This window comes from Streptomyces sp. NBC_00094 (assembly GCF_026343125.1).
Classification (GTDB): Bacteria; Actinomycetota; Actinomycetes; order Streptomycetales; family Streptomycetaceae; genus Streptomyces.
Genome location: NZ_JAPEMB010000001.1, coordinates 6,035,865 through 6,051,610, shown reverse-complemented (window position 1 = coordinate 6,051,610; position 15,746 = coordinate 6,035,865). Strand labels below are relative to the sequence as shown.

Here is a 15,746-nt window from a genome sequence, read left to right as displayed (position 1 = left end):
GTGAGGCGCTCGGCCGGTTCCGAGGTCGGGGCGTTCCAGGAGACGGCGGTGTACGCCTTGTTCTCGGCGCACTCATCTGGACCGCGGGTTCTCGGCGGACCCCGGCGGGGGTGGCAGGGGCAAGCGATCAGCCGAAGTGGAGGTGATATGTCCGGATAGTCTGAGGCCGGCGCGTACGGTCGGCGGCAAGGAGCGGAGCAGTGCGGATGAACGACGGGGCACCCATCGGCATCGAGGAGACCGACCCCGATGCCGGCTGGCTCGCGACCGTGATGCACGTGGCGTTCTTCGTCCTCCTGTGCTCCGCCCTGACCCGCTACCTGATCGTCCACCCCGGCGCCCGCGCCACCCCATGGGTGATCGCCCTCGCCATCGCGCTCGCCCTGCTCTACTTCCTCGGCCCGACCCTGGGGCCCGGGCGGACCTCCGCCCCCGGCGGGAGCGACCCGGCCCTCGGTGGGAGCGATGCGGCTCCTGGTGGGCGTGGCACGGCTGCCGGTGGGCGCGGCAAGGCTGCCGCGCTCTGGCTGACCGCCGTGATCGGCTCATGGCTCACCCTGGTCGCCCTCGCCCCCAGCTTCGGCTGGTGCGCGGTGCCGCTCTTCTACACCGGCCTGCGCTCCCTGCGTACCCGCTCCGCGATCATCCTGGTCGCGCTGATCACGGCCTTCGTCGTGGCCGCTCAGGTCAAACTGCGGCTGCGCTTCGGTTTCGACCCGACTCTGATGTTCGCGCCACCGGCCGTCGCCGCCGCGGCCACGGCGGTCTTCATCTACTCCCAGCGGCAGGCCGACCGCTTGCGGACCGTCATCACCGACCTGGTCCGCACCCGGCGCGATCTGGTCGAGACCGAGCGCCGCGAGGGCACACTCGCCGAGCGTCAGCGGCTGTCCATGGAGATCCACGACACGCTGGCGCAGGGCCTCTCCAGCCAGCAGATGCTGCTCCAGGCCGCCGACCGGCTCTGGGACGGCGATCCGGGGGCCGCCCGCCGCCACGTCCGTACCGCCGCGACCATCGCGGAGCACAACCTCACCGAGGCCCGCCGCTTCGTGCACGACCTCGCACCCGCCGACCTCGCCGACGGCGCCGGACTCGACGAGGCGCTGCGGACCCTCGCCGACCGGGAGACCTCCGACACCCTCCGCATCCGCTTCCACCAGGACGGCACCCCCACCGCCGCGCTGCCCGAGCGCGTGCAGTCCGCGCTGCTGCGGATCGCGCAGGGCGCCCTCGCCAACGTCCGCGAGCACGCCGACGCCGCCACCGCCGCCCTGACCCTCAGCCACCTGGACGACCAGGTGGTCCTGGACATCGCCGACGACGGCCGGGGCTTCGACCCGACCCAGGCGCCCGGCGGCGTACGCGGCCACGGTCTGCCCGCGATGCGCGCCCGCGTGCAACAGCTGGGCGGCGTCCTCACCGTCGAGTCGGCCCCGGGCGAAGGCACGGTGCTCTCCGCCGCCATTCCCCTGTCTCCGCCGCGGACCTGACGTCGCGTATCGCGCGGCGCCAGGAGGGCCTGATCTCCCCCGCCGCATTCGCACATCATCATGTCCGTTCGCACATGATGATGATAGGAAGAGGTCATGGGTGTCGCCAATCGTCTGGACCTGACCCTGCGACTGGTGCAGGGCTCCGACCGGGTTTCCGTGTCGGAGCTCTCCCATCGACTGGGCGTATCGGAGATGACCGTGCGCAGGGACCTCGACGCGCTGGAGCGTCAGGGCCTGGTGCGCCGCGTGCACGGGGGCGCCGTCGCCACCCGCGTACGGGACGAACAGGCCGGGTTCTCCGCGCGGGAGCCGTGGCAGGCCGCCACCAAGGACCGCGTCGGTGCGGCCGCGGCCGCGCTGGTGGAGCCGGGATCGCGCGTCCTCCTGGACGCGGGGACCACCACCGTCCACGTCGCCGAGCACCTCGCCGCGCGGGGCCCGCTGACGGTCGCGGTACTCAGCCTCCAGGCGGCGGTGGTCCTGGCCGACCGGCCGGGAATCGACCTGCTGGTCGTCGGTGGCCGCTCCCGTCCCGGCGAGCGCTCGTTCGTCGGCCCGCTCGCCCTGCGCACGCTGGAGTCGCTGGCCTTCGACTGTTTCCTGATGTCGATCGGCGGGGTGCACGCCGAGGACGGCTGGTCGGAGTTCTCCCTCGACGACGCGGCCGTCAAGCAGGTCGGGCTCGCCCGGGCCGACCGCACGGTCGTGGTGGCGGACGCCACCAAGCTGGGTGTACGCGCGTTCAGCCGGGTCGCCCCGCTCGGCGCGGCCGACCATTTCGTCACCGACGGCGCCGCCGAGGACGCCGCCACGCATCCGGGCGGACCTCGGACGCTGGACGCCCTGCGGGAGGCGGGCGTCGACGTCCGGCTGGCGTGAAGGCGCCGCTCGCCGTGCACGTGCCCTGTGGCGGTCTCGGTGGCGGTGTCCGTGTCGGTGGCGGTGTCGGTGTCGGTGTCCGTGTCGGTGGCGGTGTCGGTGTCGGTGTCGGTGTCCGTGCGCGTGTCTGCGCCTGCGCCTGTGCCTGTGCCTGTACCTGTACCCCGCGCCCCACTCGTGCCCGCGCCCGTGCTCGCACCCGTGCCCGTGCCCGTGCTCGTGTTCGCGTTCGTGTTCTGTTCGTATCGAGGAGTGATCCGGTCATGACCGCTGTTCCCCGCCCTCTGATGATCCTCGTCGCCGGCCCGTACCGCTCCGGCACCGGCGACGACCCCCTCAAGCTCGAAGCCAACGTCCGGGCGATGAACGAGACCGCCCTCGTCCTCTTCCGCGCCGGGCACCTGCCCGTCACCGGCGAGGCGCTCGCCCTCCCGCTCCTGGAGGCCGCCGGCAGCGCCGGCCCCGGCGACGCGCTCTTCCAGGAGGTCTTCCACCCCGTCGCCGAACGGCTGCTCTCCCGCTGCGACGCGGTCCTGCGGATCGGCGGCCCCTCCGAGGGGGCGGACATGATGGTCACCCAGGCCCGTGAGCAGGGCAAGCACGTCTACGACAGCATCGCGGCCGTCCCGGCGGCCGCCGGGAGGCCGCCGAGGAGACGGGACACGTGCTCGGCGCCGCCGAGCACGTCTTCGACGTCTACATGAGCCCCGGCTCGGTCACCGAACGGCTGCACTTCTTCGCCGCCCCCTACGACACGGCGGACTTCGCCGGCGGTGGCGGCGGGATCGCCGCCGAGGGCGAGGACATCACGACCGTGGAACTCCCGTTCACCGAGGCCCTCGCGATGATCCGCGACGGCAGGATCGCCGACGCCAAGACGATCATGCTGCTCCAATGGGCGTCGCTCGACGGCCCGTTCCGCGGGCCCGGCACCCCGACGGGGCCCTGACCGCGCCCGGTCGGTCAGTCCCTCCACTCGGCGACGACCTCCTCGGTGTGCTCGCCGGGGAGGGGGGCGCGGCCCGGGACCCCGGTCGGGGTGCGCCCGAAGCGGGAGGCGGGGGCCGGCTGGAGCGTGTCGCCGATGGCCACGAAGGCTTCACGGGCGGCGAGTTGGTGGTGGACGGCCGCTTCGGCGGCGGCGAGGACCGGGGCCACCCCGGCGTCCACGGCGTCGAAGAGCTTCACCCAGTGGTCACGGTCCCGGCTCGCGAACCGGGCGGCGATCAGTGCGCGCAACTCGGGCCAGGCGGCCGGGTCGTCGCGGTCGGGCAGCGCCTCGGCATCCGCCAGGCCCAGCTGTTCCAGGAGGTTCCCGTAGAGCCGGGGTTCGATGGCGGCCACCGCCAGGTACCGGCCGTCGGCGGCGGGGTAGAGGGAGTAGTGCGGGGCGTCGGTGACGGTGTGGTTGCCGGGCACCGCCCGCCACTGGTGGATCAGGGTGGAGATCAGGGCGGCGCCGTCGGCGAGAGCGGTGTCGACGACCTGGCCCCGGCCGGAGCGCTCCCGCTCGTGGAGCGCGGCGAGCAGTCCGTGTACGTGGGCGTTGGCGCCGCCCGCGAAGCTGGAGAGGTACGCGGTCGGGGGCGGCACCGGGGCCCCGGTGGCCGGGTCGGTGTCCAGGGCGCCGGTCAGGGCGAGCACCGCCAGGTCGTGGGCGGCGCGCCCCGCCCACTCCCCCTGCTGACCCCAGCCGCTGAGCCGCCCGTAGACCAGACGGGGGTTACGGGCGTGAGCGGCCTCGGGGCCGATGCCGAGGCGCTCGGCGACGCCGGGGCGGAATCCCTCGACCAGGATGTCGGCGTGTGCGGCGAGGTCGAGCGCGCGCTCCGCTCCCTCGGGGCTCTTGAGGTCGAGGGCGACGGAACGGCGGCCCCGGGAGAGGGGGTTCTCCGGGGCGCGGTCGGTAGCGGGGCGGGCAGGGTGGGCGCCGGGGCCGGTGGCCGGGGCGGTGTCCGGGCGGGCGGTCGGGCCGGGGCCGGTGTCCGCGTCGGCGGCCGGGCGGGGCGCGGTGGCGGGTGCCCTGTCGACACGTACGACATCGGCGCCGAGGTCGGACAGGAGCGTGCCGACGAAGGCGGTGGGCGCCGAGCCCGCGAATTCCAGCACCCGTACTCCGGTCAGCGGTCCGGCCATGGCCAACTCCCTTGAATATGTCGGACGGTGAGGCCCTCCACGCTAATCCGCCCTGTTCGGGAGAGGACTGCGGAGTTCCGTAGCCTCCGGAAATCGGCGCCGTTCGAGACTGGGTGAATTCCCCCTACCCGATCCTCCGGTTCCTCCGAGCCCTCGAATCCGGGTCCCCGATTCCGGTTCCCCGATTCATGCGAGTTCGCGAGTTCGCGAGTCCCTGATTCCCCAAGTCCCCGATCCCGAAAGGCATGACGAATGACCGTCGTCTACACCGCCGAGGTCACCTCCACCGGAGACGGGCGCAACGGCGCCGTGCGCTCCTCCGACGGGCTCCTCGACCTTCCCCTGTCGAGCCCCAAGGCCGTGGGCGGGTCCGGCACCGCCACCAACCCCGAGCAGCTCTTCGCCGCCGGCTACGCGGCCTGCTTCCACAGCGCGCTCCGGGTCTCCGCGCGCGAGTCGCGGATCGCCCTCACGGACGACACCGTCAGCGCCGAGGTGGCGCTGCACAAGGAGGAGAGCGGATTCCACCTGTCGGTGGTCCTCACCGTCGAACTGCCGGGCCTCGACCCGGCCGACGCGCGGCGGCTCGCCGAGGCCGCGCACGGGCGCTGCCCGTACTCCAAGGCGATCCGCGGAAATGTCGAGGTGCGGGTCGACCTCGCCGCGTAGCCCGTGAGCAAGGGAAAGCCCCCGTGGTTCCTCCACGGGGGCTTTCCCTTTCCTGCGACACCGCCGTCAGGGTTTCGCCGCCGCCGCGGCCGCCGCCGCGGCCGGGAGCGCCTCGACCACCCGGCTCACGGCGCGGTCGTCGTGCGAGGCCGAGACGAACCACGCCTCGAAAGGCGAGGGCGGCAAGTAGACGCCCTGTCGCAGCAGTTCGTGGAAGAAGGGCGTGTAGCGGTACGACTCGGAGGCGCGGACACCGTCGAAGTCCACCACCTCGTCCTCCGTGAAGAAGACAGAGAACATCGTGCCGGAGTACTGGACCCGGTGGGCCACGCCCTCCTTGGCCAGAGCCGCGGAGACCTCGCGGCCGATCGTGCCGGAGACCTCGTCGAGCCGTGCGTACACCTCGGGGGTGGTGTGCCGCAGGGTGGCGAGGCCGGCGGCGGTGGCGACCGGGTTCCCGGAGAGCGTGCCCGCCTGGTAGACGGGCCCGGCCGGGGCGAGGTGGGCCATCACGTCCGCGCGGCCGCCGAAGGCGGCGGCGGGGAAGCCGCCGCCCATGACCTTGCCGAAGGTCAGCAGGTCGGGCGCGACGCCGTCCCGTCCGTACCAGCCTGAGCGGCTCGCCCGGAAGCCCGTCATCACCTCGTCGGAGATGAAGAGCGCGCCGTGACGGGCGGTGATCTCCTTGAGGCCGGCGTTGAAGCCGGGGAGGGGCGGGACGGCGCCCATGTTGCCGGGCGCGGCCTCCGTGATCACGGCGGCGATCTCGTCGCCGATCTCGGCGAAGACCTTCTCCACGGCGGCCAGGTCGTTGTACGGCAGGACGATCGTGTCGCTCGCCTGGGCGCCGGTGACCCCGGGGGTGTCGGGGAGGGCGAAGGTGGCGAGGCCGGAGCCGGCCGCGGCCAGCAGCGCGTCCACGTGGCCGTGGTAGCAGCCCGCGAACTTCACGACCTTGCCGCGCCCGGTGAAGCCGCGGGCCAGCCGGATCGCCGACATCGTCGCCTCGGTGCCGGAGCTGACGAGGCGGATCTGCTCCACGGGGTCGACCCGGTCGACGATCTCCTCGGCGAGCTCGACCTCTCCGGTCGACGGAGCGCCGAAGGAGGTGCCTCGTTCCAGGGCCCTGGCGGCCGCCTCGATGACGGCCGGGTGGCGGTGGCCGAGGATCATCGGCCCCCAGGAGCAGATCAGGTCGACGTACTCCTTCCCGTCGCTGTCCGTGAGATACGGGCCCTGGGCCGAGGCCATGAAGGGCGGGGTGCCGCCGACGGCGCCGAAGGCGCGGACCGGGGAGTTGACGCCGCCGGGGGTGACCTTGCGGGCGCGCTCGAAGAGCGCCTGGCTGGCTATGCCCCCGCCGACGACTCGGCTCGCGCCGACGTCTCCACCGGCGCTCATCGGACCGCCGCCCGGGCGGCGTCGACGCCGACCGCGGGGTCGACGCCGAGCGCGGCATCGACACTGAGCGCGGCGTCCAGGACGACCGCTCCCCGCTGCCGTACGCGTACGGGGTTGAGGTCCAGCTCGAAGCCGGGCGGCCAGTCCTGGACCAGTTCGCCGACCTGGTGCAGCAGCGCGGCGGCGGCCTCGATGTCGACGGCGGCCCGGCCGCGGCTGCCGGTGAGGAGCTTCGCGCCGCGCAGCCCCGCGAGGAGGTCCGCGCCCTCGCCCGGGGCCAGCGGCAGGAGCCGGTGGCCGACGTCGTCGAGGACCTCGGTGAAGATCCCGCCGAGGCCGGCGGTGAGGACCGGACCCAGGTCCGTCGACCGTACGCCCACGATCAACTCGACTCCGTCACCGATCAGTTCCTCGACGAGCACCTGGCCACCGAGTGCGGCGAGCCGGGCGAAGACCTCGGGCGCGGTGGCGACGGTGACGCCGATCTCGACGCCGCCCGCCTCCGTCTTGTGGAGCAGCCCGGGTACGACGGCCTTGAGCACCGCCGTACCGCCTACCTCGGTCACGGCCCGCGCCGCGTCCTCGGCGTCGGCGGCGATCCGGCCCTTCGGCACGGCGATCCCGGCCTCGGCGAGCAGCTGCTTGAGCTCGGGCTCCGTGGCCCCCGCCCCGGGTCCGGACACCGTTCCGGGGCGCGGCGCGTCCGGGAGCGTACGGGGGCGGCTGACCTCCCACAGGGCGGCGGCTGCCCGCAGGGCGCGCGCCGGCGTCGGGTATTCGGGGAGGCCGGCCTCGCGCAGGTCGCGCGGCGCGTCGGGGGCGAGGAAGTCGGCGCCGGTGCGGGCGACGAGGATGGGCTTGCCGCCCTTCTCGGCGGCCCGGGAGAGGGCGTTGACGGCCTTCTCGACGTCGGGTCCGGCCATCACGCAGAAGGCGGCGACGATGATGTCGACGGTGTCGTCGGCGATCAGGACGTCCAGGGAGCGGTCGAAGAGCGAGGGGTCGCTGAGGACCGTGGCCGTGATGTCGACCGGGTTGTCGATCGCCCCGAAGGCGGGGACGATCTCGGCGAGCGCCTCCTTGCTGCGGGGCTCCAGGGCGCTGAGCTCCAGACCGTGTGCCTCGACCGCGTCGGCGGCGAGGATGCCGGAGCCGCCGGAGGTGGTGACGACGGCGACGCGGTTGCCGGTGGGGCGTCGCTCGGACTCGAAGACCCGGGCCACGTCGAGGAGTTCGTCGATGTCGTCGACGCGGACGATGCCGAGGCCGCGCAGGGCGGCGTCCAGGACGCGGTCGTCGGTGGCGAGAGCTCCGGTGTGCGAGGCGGCCGCGCGGCCGCCCGCCTCCGTACGGCCCGACTTGAGCAGGGCGACGGGCTTTCCGGAGCCGGCCAGCTCACGGAGCGTCCCGATGTCCGGGGTGTCCTCCAAGTAGCCGAGGAGGCCGGTGACTTCGGGGACGGCGGAGAGCTCGCGGAGCACTTCGAGCGCGGTGACGTCGGCGTCGTTACCGGTGCTGACGACCCAGCCGGGGCGCAGGCCCCGCTCCAGGGCGAGGCTGGCGGCGCCGAAGCCGAGGGCGCCGCTCTGGCTGACGAAGGCGAGGGTTCCGGGCTCGAAGGGTACGGACTCGGCGCCGAAGAGCGGGCTGAAGGTGGCGAGGACCCGGTTCTCGTATCCGACGGCCCCGATGCAGTTGGGGCCGATGATCCGCAGGCCCCCGGCGCGGGCCTTGGCGACCACCTCCGCCTGGAGGCGGGCGCCCTCCTCCCCGGTCTCGGCGAAGCCGGAGGAGGCGATGACGGCGAGCTTGACGCCGGCGGCCACGCAGTCGTCGACGGCGCCGGGGACGCGCTCGGCGGACACCATGATCAGCGCCAGGTCGACGGGGCCGGGGGCGTCCTTCACGCTGGGGTACGCGGGGACGCCGAGGATCTCCGGGGAGCGCGGGTTGACCGGCAGGATGCGGCCCTTGTAGCCGTACCGGAGGAGGTAGTCGAGCGGCTTGCGGCCCAGGGCGCCGGGGCGCTCGCTGGCGCCGATGACGGCGATGGATTCGGCTTCCCAGAGAGCCGAGATGTCACTCATGCGATGGCCTCGATCTTCTTCTTGTTCGTGGCGTTCGTGGCGTTCGTGGTGTTCGTGGTATTCGTGTCGCTCGTGGCGTCAATGGCGTTCGCGCTGTTCACGCTGCTGTTGGTGTCGTTCCCTTCGTTCGTGCCGGCGCTCTCGGCGGTGGCGAAGAGGCGGGTGAAGGCGGCGATGTGCCGGGCTCCGTCCGGGTCGGCGGCCAACTCCCGTACCAGGACGGTCGGCTGGTGCAGGACCTTGTCGACGATCCGGCGCACGCTGCGGCCGATCTCCTGTCGGGCCGCTCCGTCGAGCCCCTCCAACCGGCGTACGAGTCGGTCGAGTTCGACCTCGGCGGCCTCGGACGCCGCCGTACGCAGCGCGGTGAGGACCGGCTTGGCGCCGGCGAGCCGCAGACCCGTGCGGAACTGCTCGACCTCCGCGTCGACCAGCTCGTGCGCGGCCTGGACGCTGGCCGTCGAGATCTCGTCCTCCTGGCCCTCCTCCGCGATCCGCCGCAGGTCGACGAAGGTGACGCCGGGCAGCTGTGCCGCGCCGGGCGCGATGTTGTGCGGCAGTGACAGGTCGAGCAGGAACAGCTCGCGGCCGTCCCGGGCGGCGAGCGCCTCCTCGACGTGCCGGGCGGTGACGAGGTGCCCGGTGGCGGCGGTCGCGCCGACGACCACGTCCACCTCGGCGAGCAGTCGGGGCACGTCCTCCAGGGCGTACCCCACTCCCCCGGTGGTGTCCGCGAGGCGCTGGGCCTTGTCGGGGGTCCGGTTGGCGACGTGCACCCGGTCGAGTCCGGAGCGGCGGAGCGCGGCGACGACCACGCCGGCGAAGGCGCCGGCGCCGATGACCAGGGCGGTCTTGCCGTGGAGGGAGCCGACCCGGCGCTCGAAGAAGGCGAGTCCGGCGGTGGCGAGCGAGCGGCCCGCCTCGTTGAGCCCGGTCTCGTTACGGGCCCGCTTGCCGACCCGCAACGCGGTCTGGACGGCCTTGGCGAGGACCCCGCCGGTCCGGTCGAGCCGCTGGGACCGCTCCAGGCCGAGTTTGACCTGGCCCAGGATCTGGTCCTCGCCCACGACGACGGATTCGAGGCCGGAGGCCACGGCGAAGAGGTGGCGTACGGCTCCGTCGGCGCGATGGCTGTAGAGGTGCGGGGCGATCTCCTCGCGGTCGACGCCGGTGTGCCGGGCGAACAGTGCGCCGAGGTGGCCCAGTTCGCCGGGGTCGGAGGTGGAGTTCCGGGTTTCGGCGTAGATCTCCAGGCGGTTGCAGGTGGAGACGACGACGGCTGCGTCGATGCCGTCGACGGAGGTCACGTCGGAGACGAGGTCCTCGGCGGGCCGGTCGGTGCCGGCGAGTCTCTCCAGGAGGTCGAGCGGGGCGCTGGCGTGGCTGATGCCGAGGACCAGCATGGAGGCGGACGAGGTCACCGGGTCACCGGTCCAGGCTCTGGGCGAACTCGGAGGCCCAGTAGGTGATGATCTGCGTGGCGCCCGCGCGGTGGATGGAGGCGAGGCTCTCGCGGACGACCTGCTCCCTGTCGATCCAGCCCTTGGCCGCCGCGGCCTCGACCATCGAGTACTCGCCGGAGACCTGGTAGGCCGCGACGGGGACCTGCACGTGGTCCGCGATGAGCCGGACGATGTCGAGGTAGGCGAGGGCGGGCTTGACCATGACCAGGTCGGCGCCCTCGGCGACGTCCAGCGAGACCTCCAGGAGGGATTCGCGGATGTTGCCGGGGAACTGCTGGTAGCCCTTGCGGTCGCCGCGCAGGGTGGACTCGACGGCGTCCCGGAAGGGGCCGTAGAAGTGCGAGGCGTACTTGGCGGAGTAGCCCAGGATGGCCACGGACTGGTGGCCGGCCTGGTCGAGTGCCTCGCGGATACGCCGGACCTGGCCGTCCATCATGCCGCTGGGGGCGACGATCTGGGCGCCGGCGTCGGCCTGGACCACGGCGGCCTGTGCGTACAGCTCGATGCTGGCGTCGTTGTCGACGTCGCCGTGGGCGTCGAGGACTCCGGTGTGGCCGTGGTCGGTGTACTCGTCGAGGTTGATGTCGCCGATGATCACGGTGGAGTCGCCGACCTCGGCGACGACGTCACGGAGGGCGACCTGGAGGATGCCGTCCGGGTCGACGGCGCCGGTGCCGGTCGGGTCCTTGTGCTCGGGGATGCCGAAGAGGATGAGCCCGCCGACCCCGTTGGCGACCGCCTCGGCGGCGGCCTTGCGGAGGGTGTCGCGGGTGTGCTGGAAGACGCCCGGCATGGAGGAGATCTCCCGCGGCTCGGTGAGGCCCTCGCGGAGGAAGAGGGGCTGGACGAGGTTGGCGGGGCCGACGCGGGTCTCGGCGGCGAAGCGCCGCAGCGCGGGCGTGCGGCGCAGCCGGCGCGGGCGGTAGTAGGGGGCGGCGGGGTCGGTGGCCGCGGTGTTGCGGCCGTAGGCGTCGTACGTCATGAGCGTGACTCCCTTGAGGGCGTGGCGGCGTGCGAGTACGAAGGCGGGTGCGGTGCATGACCGTGGGGGTACGGGCCGGTGCGGGGGCACGGACCGGTGACGGGGTACGGACCAGTGCCGGGATACGGGCCGGTGCCGGGATACGGGCCGGGGCGGTGGTACGGACCGTTGCCGAGGTACGGGCCGGTGCCGGGATACGGGCCGGGGCGGTGGTACGGACCGTTGCCGAGGTACGGGCCGGTGCCGGGATACGGGCCGGCGTGCGGGTGGTGGTCCGGGCCCGTCGCGAGGGCGGGCGGGGCGGACACGGCATCTCCTAGAGCGCCGAGCCGAGGAACACCTGCTCCAGGTGCTTGGCGACGGGTTCGTCGGGGCGGCTGAACCAGTAGCCGTGTCCGCTGCGCTGGAAGAGCTTCAACTCGCCCAGCTGGACGAGGGTTTCGGCGAGCTTCACGGCGAGTCCTGCCGGGTCGATCACGGGCAGTCCGTGCAGTTCGTGGATGCCGAGGTGCCAGAGGATCTCGTTGGGGATGCCCTCGGCGGGGATGATGACCTCGGCCCCGGCCTTGGCGGCCCGCAGGGCGGCGGCCGAGTACACCTCGACGAACTCGTCGAAGTCCCCTTCCAGGGAACGGTGCACGGAGTCCCAGCCGCCCGGCACGACCTCGTAGGAGCTCAGCGAGGACTCCAGACGGTACTGGCGGATGTTGGCCCGGATGGGCTCCTCCAGGGGCGGCATGAAGCCGAGGACGCCGAAGCGCTGCCCGGTGAGCGCCGAGAGGAAGAAGGCCGTCTCTCCGTAGCCGAGGGTGGGGATCGAGGCGAGGTGGCGGGCGTCGCGCAGACCGGGGTCCTGGCCCGCGGCGATCACCCAGGCGTCGTACCCCTCCCGCTCCGCGACGAGCGCCGACTCGGAGAAGTGGCGGCTGAAGAGCACCTGGGCGGAGTGGTGGCCGACCAGGCCGAAGGGGGTGCGGTCGGGGTACGTGTCGGCCGGCAGGGTCTTGATGTCGACGGTGGTGCCGGGCGCGGCGATCGCGTCGAGGTGTTCCCGGTACCACTGGTCGAGCAGCGGGAGCCGTCCCTCAACGGTGTGCTTGTGAAACCAGATCCGCATGTGCGTCACCTTTCAGGGGTCGTGGTGCGACGTCGAGAAGTGATGCCTTGAGCAGGTAGTCGGTGGCGGAGCGGGGGTCGGCGGCGGTGCGCCGCAAGGAGGCGATCCGAGCGGGGAGTTCGGCGGGGTCGTCGAGCCCGGCCGTCCGGGCCTCGCTGCGCGGGATGACCGCCGACTCGACGACGGAGCGCCGCCGTTCAAGGGCCGCGTCGAGCGGGCTCTCGTCCGGGGCGCCCTCGCGCAGAATGGCGGCGAGGGCGCGGCCGGTCTCCACCGCGTCATGGATCCCGCAGTTCATGTTCAGGCCGCCCGCGGTGGACGTCAGATGGGCCGCGTCGCCGGCGAACAGGATCCGGCCGGCCCGGTACCGGGGCAGCAGGAAGCGCGCGAGACGGTACGTGTGCGCGTCGGTCACGCGTACGGCGCGTCCGGCGGCGCCCGGCAGGGCCTGCTCGACCCTGGCCCGCACGGCGTCGGGCGTGAGCACCCGGTCCCGCGCCACACCGCGCGGGATCCGGAAGATCAGCCGCCAGTGGTCGGGCATCCCGAGCGCGCTGAACGAGGCCCGGGGATCGCGGACGTACGCCAAAGGGGCGAGTCCGGGCACCAGTTCGTCGAGCGGCACCTCGGTGACGACGCGGAGCGCGTAGTCCGGATACTCCTCGGCGGTGCCGGGGAGGCCGGCGAGTTCGCGCAGCCCGCTCCGGCTGCCGTCGGCGGCCAGGACGTACGGGTGGTGGGAGCGGGTGCCGCGCCCCGCCGCGTCCTCGATGCGCAACCGCACGCCGAGGCCGGTCTGCTCGGCTCCCGTGACGGTGGCCCCGAACCGTACGTCGGCGAGGCCGGTCGCGGTCAGCTCGGCGAGCAACAGCGGGGTGAGCCGGGCCTGTTCGACGTGGAGTCGGTAGGGGTGGCCGGTGTGTCCGGCGAGCAGGGCGTAGTCCAGCTCGGCGTGGATCCCGCCGTCCAGGTCGCGCCATTGGACGCGGTCGACCGTACGACCCTGGCGGCGCAGGCCCGAGGCGACGCCGAGCTCGTCGAGGAGGTCGAGGGTGGCCGGGTGGAAGGTGGAGGCGCGGGACTCGGTGGCGAGCCCGACCCTGGACTCCAGGACCGTCACCGGCACTCCTGCGCGGGCGAGGACGAGCGCGGCGGTCAGGCCCACGGGGCCGGCGCCGACGACGGCGACCGGATCGCGGGCGCCGGTATGGCCGCCGCTCACGACGACGCCGCCGCGGCGGCGCCGGTGCGCTCCGCCAGCCTCCGGAGCAGCGGGTGGGCGTCCGGGCCCTCCGCCGGGATCCCGAGGACGTCCCGGGCCCACCAGGCACTCGCCAGGTTGGAGGTGAGCAGGGTCTGCCCACTGTCCCGCCCGAGCTCGGTGAGGGCGTCGAAGGTGAACATGCCGGTCCCGGTGAACAACAGCGTCGCGTCCTCGGGCAGTTCGGCCTCCCGTACCTGCGCGACGAGTTGGTCGGTGGTCACGTCGTACGGGGAGAAGCGGGCGCCGGCCCGGACCTTGACCACCCGGTCGACCGTGAGGCCGGCCGACTCCCAGTAGGCCCGGGAGAGTTCGGTGAGCCAGGGCTCGTACGGCGAGATCAGGACCAGCCGCTCGGCGCCCACGGCGCGCGCAGTGTCGAGGATGGCCAGCGCGGCGGACCGTACGGGGGCCCCGACGCGCTCGGAGAGCTCCGCGCAGAGGGCCTGGTCGCCCTCGGGCGTCAGGAGGTAATGGGATCCGGTGCAGGAGACGACGGCGGCGTCGAGACGCAGTCCGCCGAAATTCCCCAGCACCTCGGGGAGCACGTCGTTGTACTTCTCCAGGCGGCCGCGGAGGTCATTTCCGGGGAGTACCGGGAATCGCGAGGTATGGACATTGAATGCGGGACTGACAAGGCTGCCGATCTCGGGTTCGGCCGCGGCGTTTCCCGAAGGAACCACCACGCCGAGCCGCGGCGCCGAATGCAGAGCCATGAAGGAGTCTCTCCCATCCGTCGTTGCCAATACCTCCACCGTACGGGCGCAACATCCACTCCATCGATACGGGATTCCGCACCCGCATTTCAGCTGCCCGGTCACGGAAATGCGGACGGCGCCACACCGTGAATACGGTGCGGCGCCGCGGGCGAAACGGAATCGTCAACGAAAGAGAAGCGGAATGGAAGCGGAAGCGGAATTCAGTCGACCTTTGAGGCCTACGAGGCCTTCGCGGCCCGCTCGGCCTCGGCTTCGGCTTCGGCTTCGGCTTCGGCTTCAGCTTCGGCTTCGGCTTCGGCTTCGGCGACGAATTCGTCGATCTTCGCCCTGCGGGTCAGTCCGCCGTTCACGGCCCAGTTCCCCTCCGGGATCTCGTTCACCACGAGCCAGACCACGGTGTCCGGCCCCGTCACCTCCTGGACGTGGCGGGTGAGCTCGACGGAGAGGGCCTCGTTCCGCTCGGGGGTGAGGAAGCCCTCCAGGGGCGTGACCACGACGAGGACGCCGGGGGGCCGGCCGGCGCCGGTGGCCGCGAGGCCCTTGGCGGCCTCGCGGACGTACACCCAGGTGGCGGCGGCGAAGAACTCGGTACGGGGCAGGCCCATGGCCGTCAGCACGGCGTCGGCGACCTGCTGCTGCAGGACCTCCGCGGCGGCCTGGGGCAGGGCACCCTCGGGAACGGTTATCTCGACCAGCGGCATGACGACTCCCCATCGTGTGCGGTGGCGTGCGGGATGTGCGGTACGGTGCGGGCGAGCGGCTCAGGAGACCAGCACGGACTCGAACCGGCCTATGGCAGCGGCCAGTTGGGCGCGTCGACGGATGTCGAGCTTGCGGTAGATCCGGGTGATGTGCAGCTCCACGGCCCGGGTCGACACCGTGAAGGACTCCGCGATCTGCTTGTTGGTGAGGCCGTCGAGCATCATCGTGGCGATGCGCCGTTCATGGGCGGTCAGTCCCTCACGCGGACGCGGCGGGACGATACGCGTGGGCGAGGGGACGAGCGCTGCGACGGGCGCCGGAACGCCCCCGCGTATTCGCTCGTGCGTCCCGGCACCGCCCGTGGAGCGCTCCAGGCCGGCGAGGACCACGTGCCCCATGACCGCGTTCCACTCCCGGACCCTCAGCTCCCCGACGACCTGGGCCTGGGCGTACGGGTCGGCGTACAGCACCCGTAAGAGCGTCCGGCGGTCGGGGGCCTCGCAGACGAGGAACTCTCCGGTGCCGTCCCGCCAGGGGCCGCCTCCGAGGAGAAGGCCGCGGGCTGCCATTCTTTTCCAGTAGGCCCGGTGTGCCTCTCCGAAACTCAACCGGTCCGTCTCACTTCCACGGAAAACGAGTTCGACCACAAAAGCCACGTGCGACTCCCCCATAAAGGCCGGGTTTTTCCACTTGCGACGCTACCACCCACCCGCCGCCCATTGAATGAACACCGTGTTGCGGCCGACGGCCCGGAATTCCCCGAGGGAATGGCATACACCCGGCCGCCGAAGAACGGCCGGGTATCACCTTGCGGATTCCTGTTTTCGACGTCGC

15 protein-coding genes and 2 pseudogenes are annotated in these 15,746 nt (G+C 72.7%); 6 read left to right on the top strand and 11 right to left on the bottom strand.

Going from position 1 to position 15,746, the window contains the following annotated elements; genetic code table 11:
• Window positions 1–2 precede the first annotated feature (2 nt).
• A pseudogene (locus tag OG580_RS26965) lies at window positions 3–74 on the bottom strand (heme-binding protein); the annotation flags it as partial.
• 132 nt (window positions 75–206) lie between these two features.
• On the opposite strand from OG580_RS26965, the gene OG580_RS26960 reads away from it, so the two are divergent.
• The 4 genes and pseudogenes from OG580_RS26960 to OG580_RS26945 form a co-directional block, all read left to right on the top strand.
• Window positions 207–1,493 (top strand): sensor histidine kinase, encoded by a 1,287-nt coding sequence (locus tag OG580_RS26960; RefSeq protein WP_267046239.1) that lies wholly within the window; start codon window positions 207–209, stop codon window positions 1,491–1,493.
• A gap of 96 nt (window positions 1,494–1,589) precedes the next feature.
• Window positions 1,590–2,375 carry a DeoR/GlpR family DNA-binding transcription regulator gene (locus tag OG580_RS26955; RefSeq protein WP_267046238.1) on the top strand — a complete coding sequence of 262 codons (786 nt, stop codon included), beginning with the start codon at window positions 1,590–1,592 and terminating at the stop codon, window positions 2,373–2,375.
• Window positions 2,376–2,662: 287 nt separating this feature from the next.
• Window positions 2,663–3,079, top strand: coding sequence for a DUF4406 domain-containing protein (locus tag OG580_RS26950; protein WP_267048138.1), 417 nt, complete (start codon window positions 2,663–2,665; stop codon window positions 3,077–3,079).
• Window positions 3,010–3,324 (top strand): annotated as a pseudogene (locus tag OG580_RS26945) (GDP-mannose pyrophosphatase); the annotation flags it as partial. The gene OG580_RS26950 and the pseudogene OG580_RS26945, both read left to right, overlap by 70 nt.
• Window positions 3,325–3,338: 14 nt before the next feature.
• On the opposite strand, the gene OG580_RS26940 reads toward OG580_RS26945, so the two are convergent.
• On the bottom strand, window positions 3,339–4,511 hold the full coding sequence (locus OG580_RS26940; RefSeq protein WP_267046237.1) for a CaiB/BaiF CoA-transferase family protein: 1,173 nt from the start codon (window positions 4,509–4,511) through the stop codon (window positions 3,339–3,341).
• Window positions 4,512–4,763: 252 nt separating this feature from the next.
• Between OG580_RS26940 and OG580_RS26935 the strand changes: the two genes are divergently transcribed.
• Window positions 4,764–5,180: an organic hydroperoxide resistance protein gene (locus OG580_RS26935; protein ID WP_267046236.1), complete on the top strand. Its 417-nt coding sequence runs from the start codon at window positions 4,764–4,766 to the stop codon at window positions 5,178–5,180.
• Between the two features lie 66 nt (window positions 5,181–5,246).
• Here the strand turns inward: OG580_RS26935 and hemL are convergent, their stop codons facing one another.
• Genes hemL through hemB form a run of 4 tightly spaced genes read right to left on the bottom strand, consistent with a single transcriptional unit; the run spans window position 5,247 to window position 11,113 of the window.
• Complete coding sequence (hemL, locus tag OG580_RS26930) at window positions 5,247–6,581, bottom strand: glutamate-1-semialdehyde 2,1-aminomutase (protein ID WP_267046235.1); 1,335 nt, start codon at window positions 6,579–6,581, stop codon at window positions 5,247–5,249.
• Window positions 6,578–8,668, bottom strand: coding sequence for an acetate--CoA ligase family protein (locus OG580_RS26925; RefSeq protein WP_267046234.1), 2,091 nt, complete (start codon window positions 8,666–8,668; stop codon window positions 6,578–6,580). The genes hemL and OG580_RS26925 overlap by 4 nt, the downstream gene beginning before the upstream one ends.
• A complete protein-coding gene (gene hemA, locus OG580_RS26920; RefSeq protein ID WP_267046233.1) occupies window positions 8,665–10,089 on the bottom strand; it encodes a glutamyl-tRNA reductase in 1,425 nt (474 codons plus the stop codon). Before hemA ends, OG580_RS26925 begins: the two co-directional genes overlap by 4 nt.
• Before the next feature lie 4 nt (window positions 10,090–10,093).
• On the bottom strand, window positions 10,094–11,113 hold the full coding sequence (hemB, locus tag OG580_RS26915) for a porphobilinogen synthase (protein WP_267046232.1): 1,020 nt from the start codon (window positions 11,111–11,113) through the stop codon (window positions 10,094–10,096).
• A 56-nt stretch (window positions 11,114–11,169) separates the two neighbouring features.
• Between hemB and OG580_RS26910 the strand changes: the two genes are divergently transcribed.
• Window positions 11,170–11,433 carry a hypothetical protein gene (locus tag OG580_RS26910; RefSeq protein WP_267046231.1) on the top strand — a complete coding sequence of 88 codons (264 nt, stop codon included), beginning with the start codon at window positions 11,170–11,172 and terminating at the stop codon, window positions 11,431–11,433.
• On the opposite strand, the gene OG580_RS26905 is transcribed toward OG580_RS26910, so the two are convergent.
• The 5 genes from OG580_RS26905 to OG580_RS26885 form a co-directional block, all read right to left on the bottom strand.
• Window positions 11,430–12,230: an aspartate/glutamate racemase family protein gene (locus OG580_RS26905; RefSeq protein WP_030692337.1), complete on the bottom strand. Its 801-nt coding sequence runs from the start codon at window positions 12,228–12,230 to the stop codon at window positions 11,430–11,432. The two genes, OG580_RS26910 and OG580_RS26905, sit on opposite strands and share 4 nt — an antisense overlap.
• Complete coding sequence (locus OG580_RS26900) at window positions 12,199–13,452, bottom strand: NAD(P)/FAD-dependent oxidoreductase (RefSeq protein WP_267046230.1); 1,254 nt, start codon at window positions 13,450–13,452, stop codon at window positions 12,199–12,201. Before OG580_RS26900 ends, OG580_RS26905 begins: the two co-directional genes overlap by 32 nt.
• On the bottom strand, window positions 13,449–14,039 hold the full coding sequence (locus OG580_RS26895) for an arylmalonate decarboxylase (RefSeq protein WP_323182613.1): 591 nt from the start codon (window positions 14,037–14,039) through the stop codon (window positions 13,449–13,451). Before OG580_RS26895 ends, OG580_RS26900 begins: the two co-directional genes overlap by 4 nt.
• A gap of 389 nt (window positions 14,040–14,428) precedes the next feature.
• Window positions 14,429–14,911, bottom strand: coding sequence for a hypothetical protein (locus OG580_RS26890; protein ID WP_267046228.1), 483 nt, complete (start codon window positions 14,909–14,911; stop codon window positions 14,429–14,431).
• A 60-nt stretch (window positions 14,912–14,971) separates the two neighbouring features.
• Window positions 14,972–15,583, bottom strand: coding sequence for a LuxR C-terminal-related transcriptional regulator (locus tag OG580_RS26885; RefSeq protein ID WP_267046227.1), 612 nt, complete (start codon window positions 15,581–15,583; stop codon window positions 14,972–14,974).
• Window positions 15,584–15,746 lie beyond the last annotated feature (163 nt).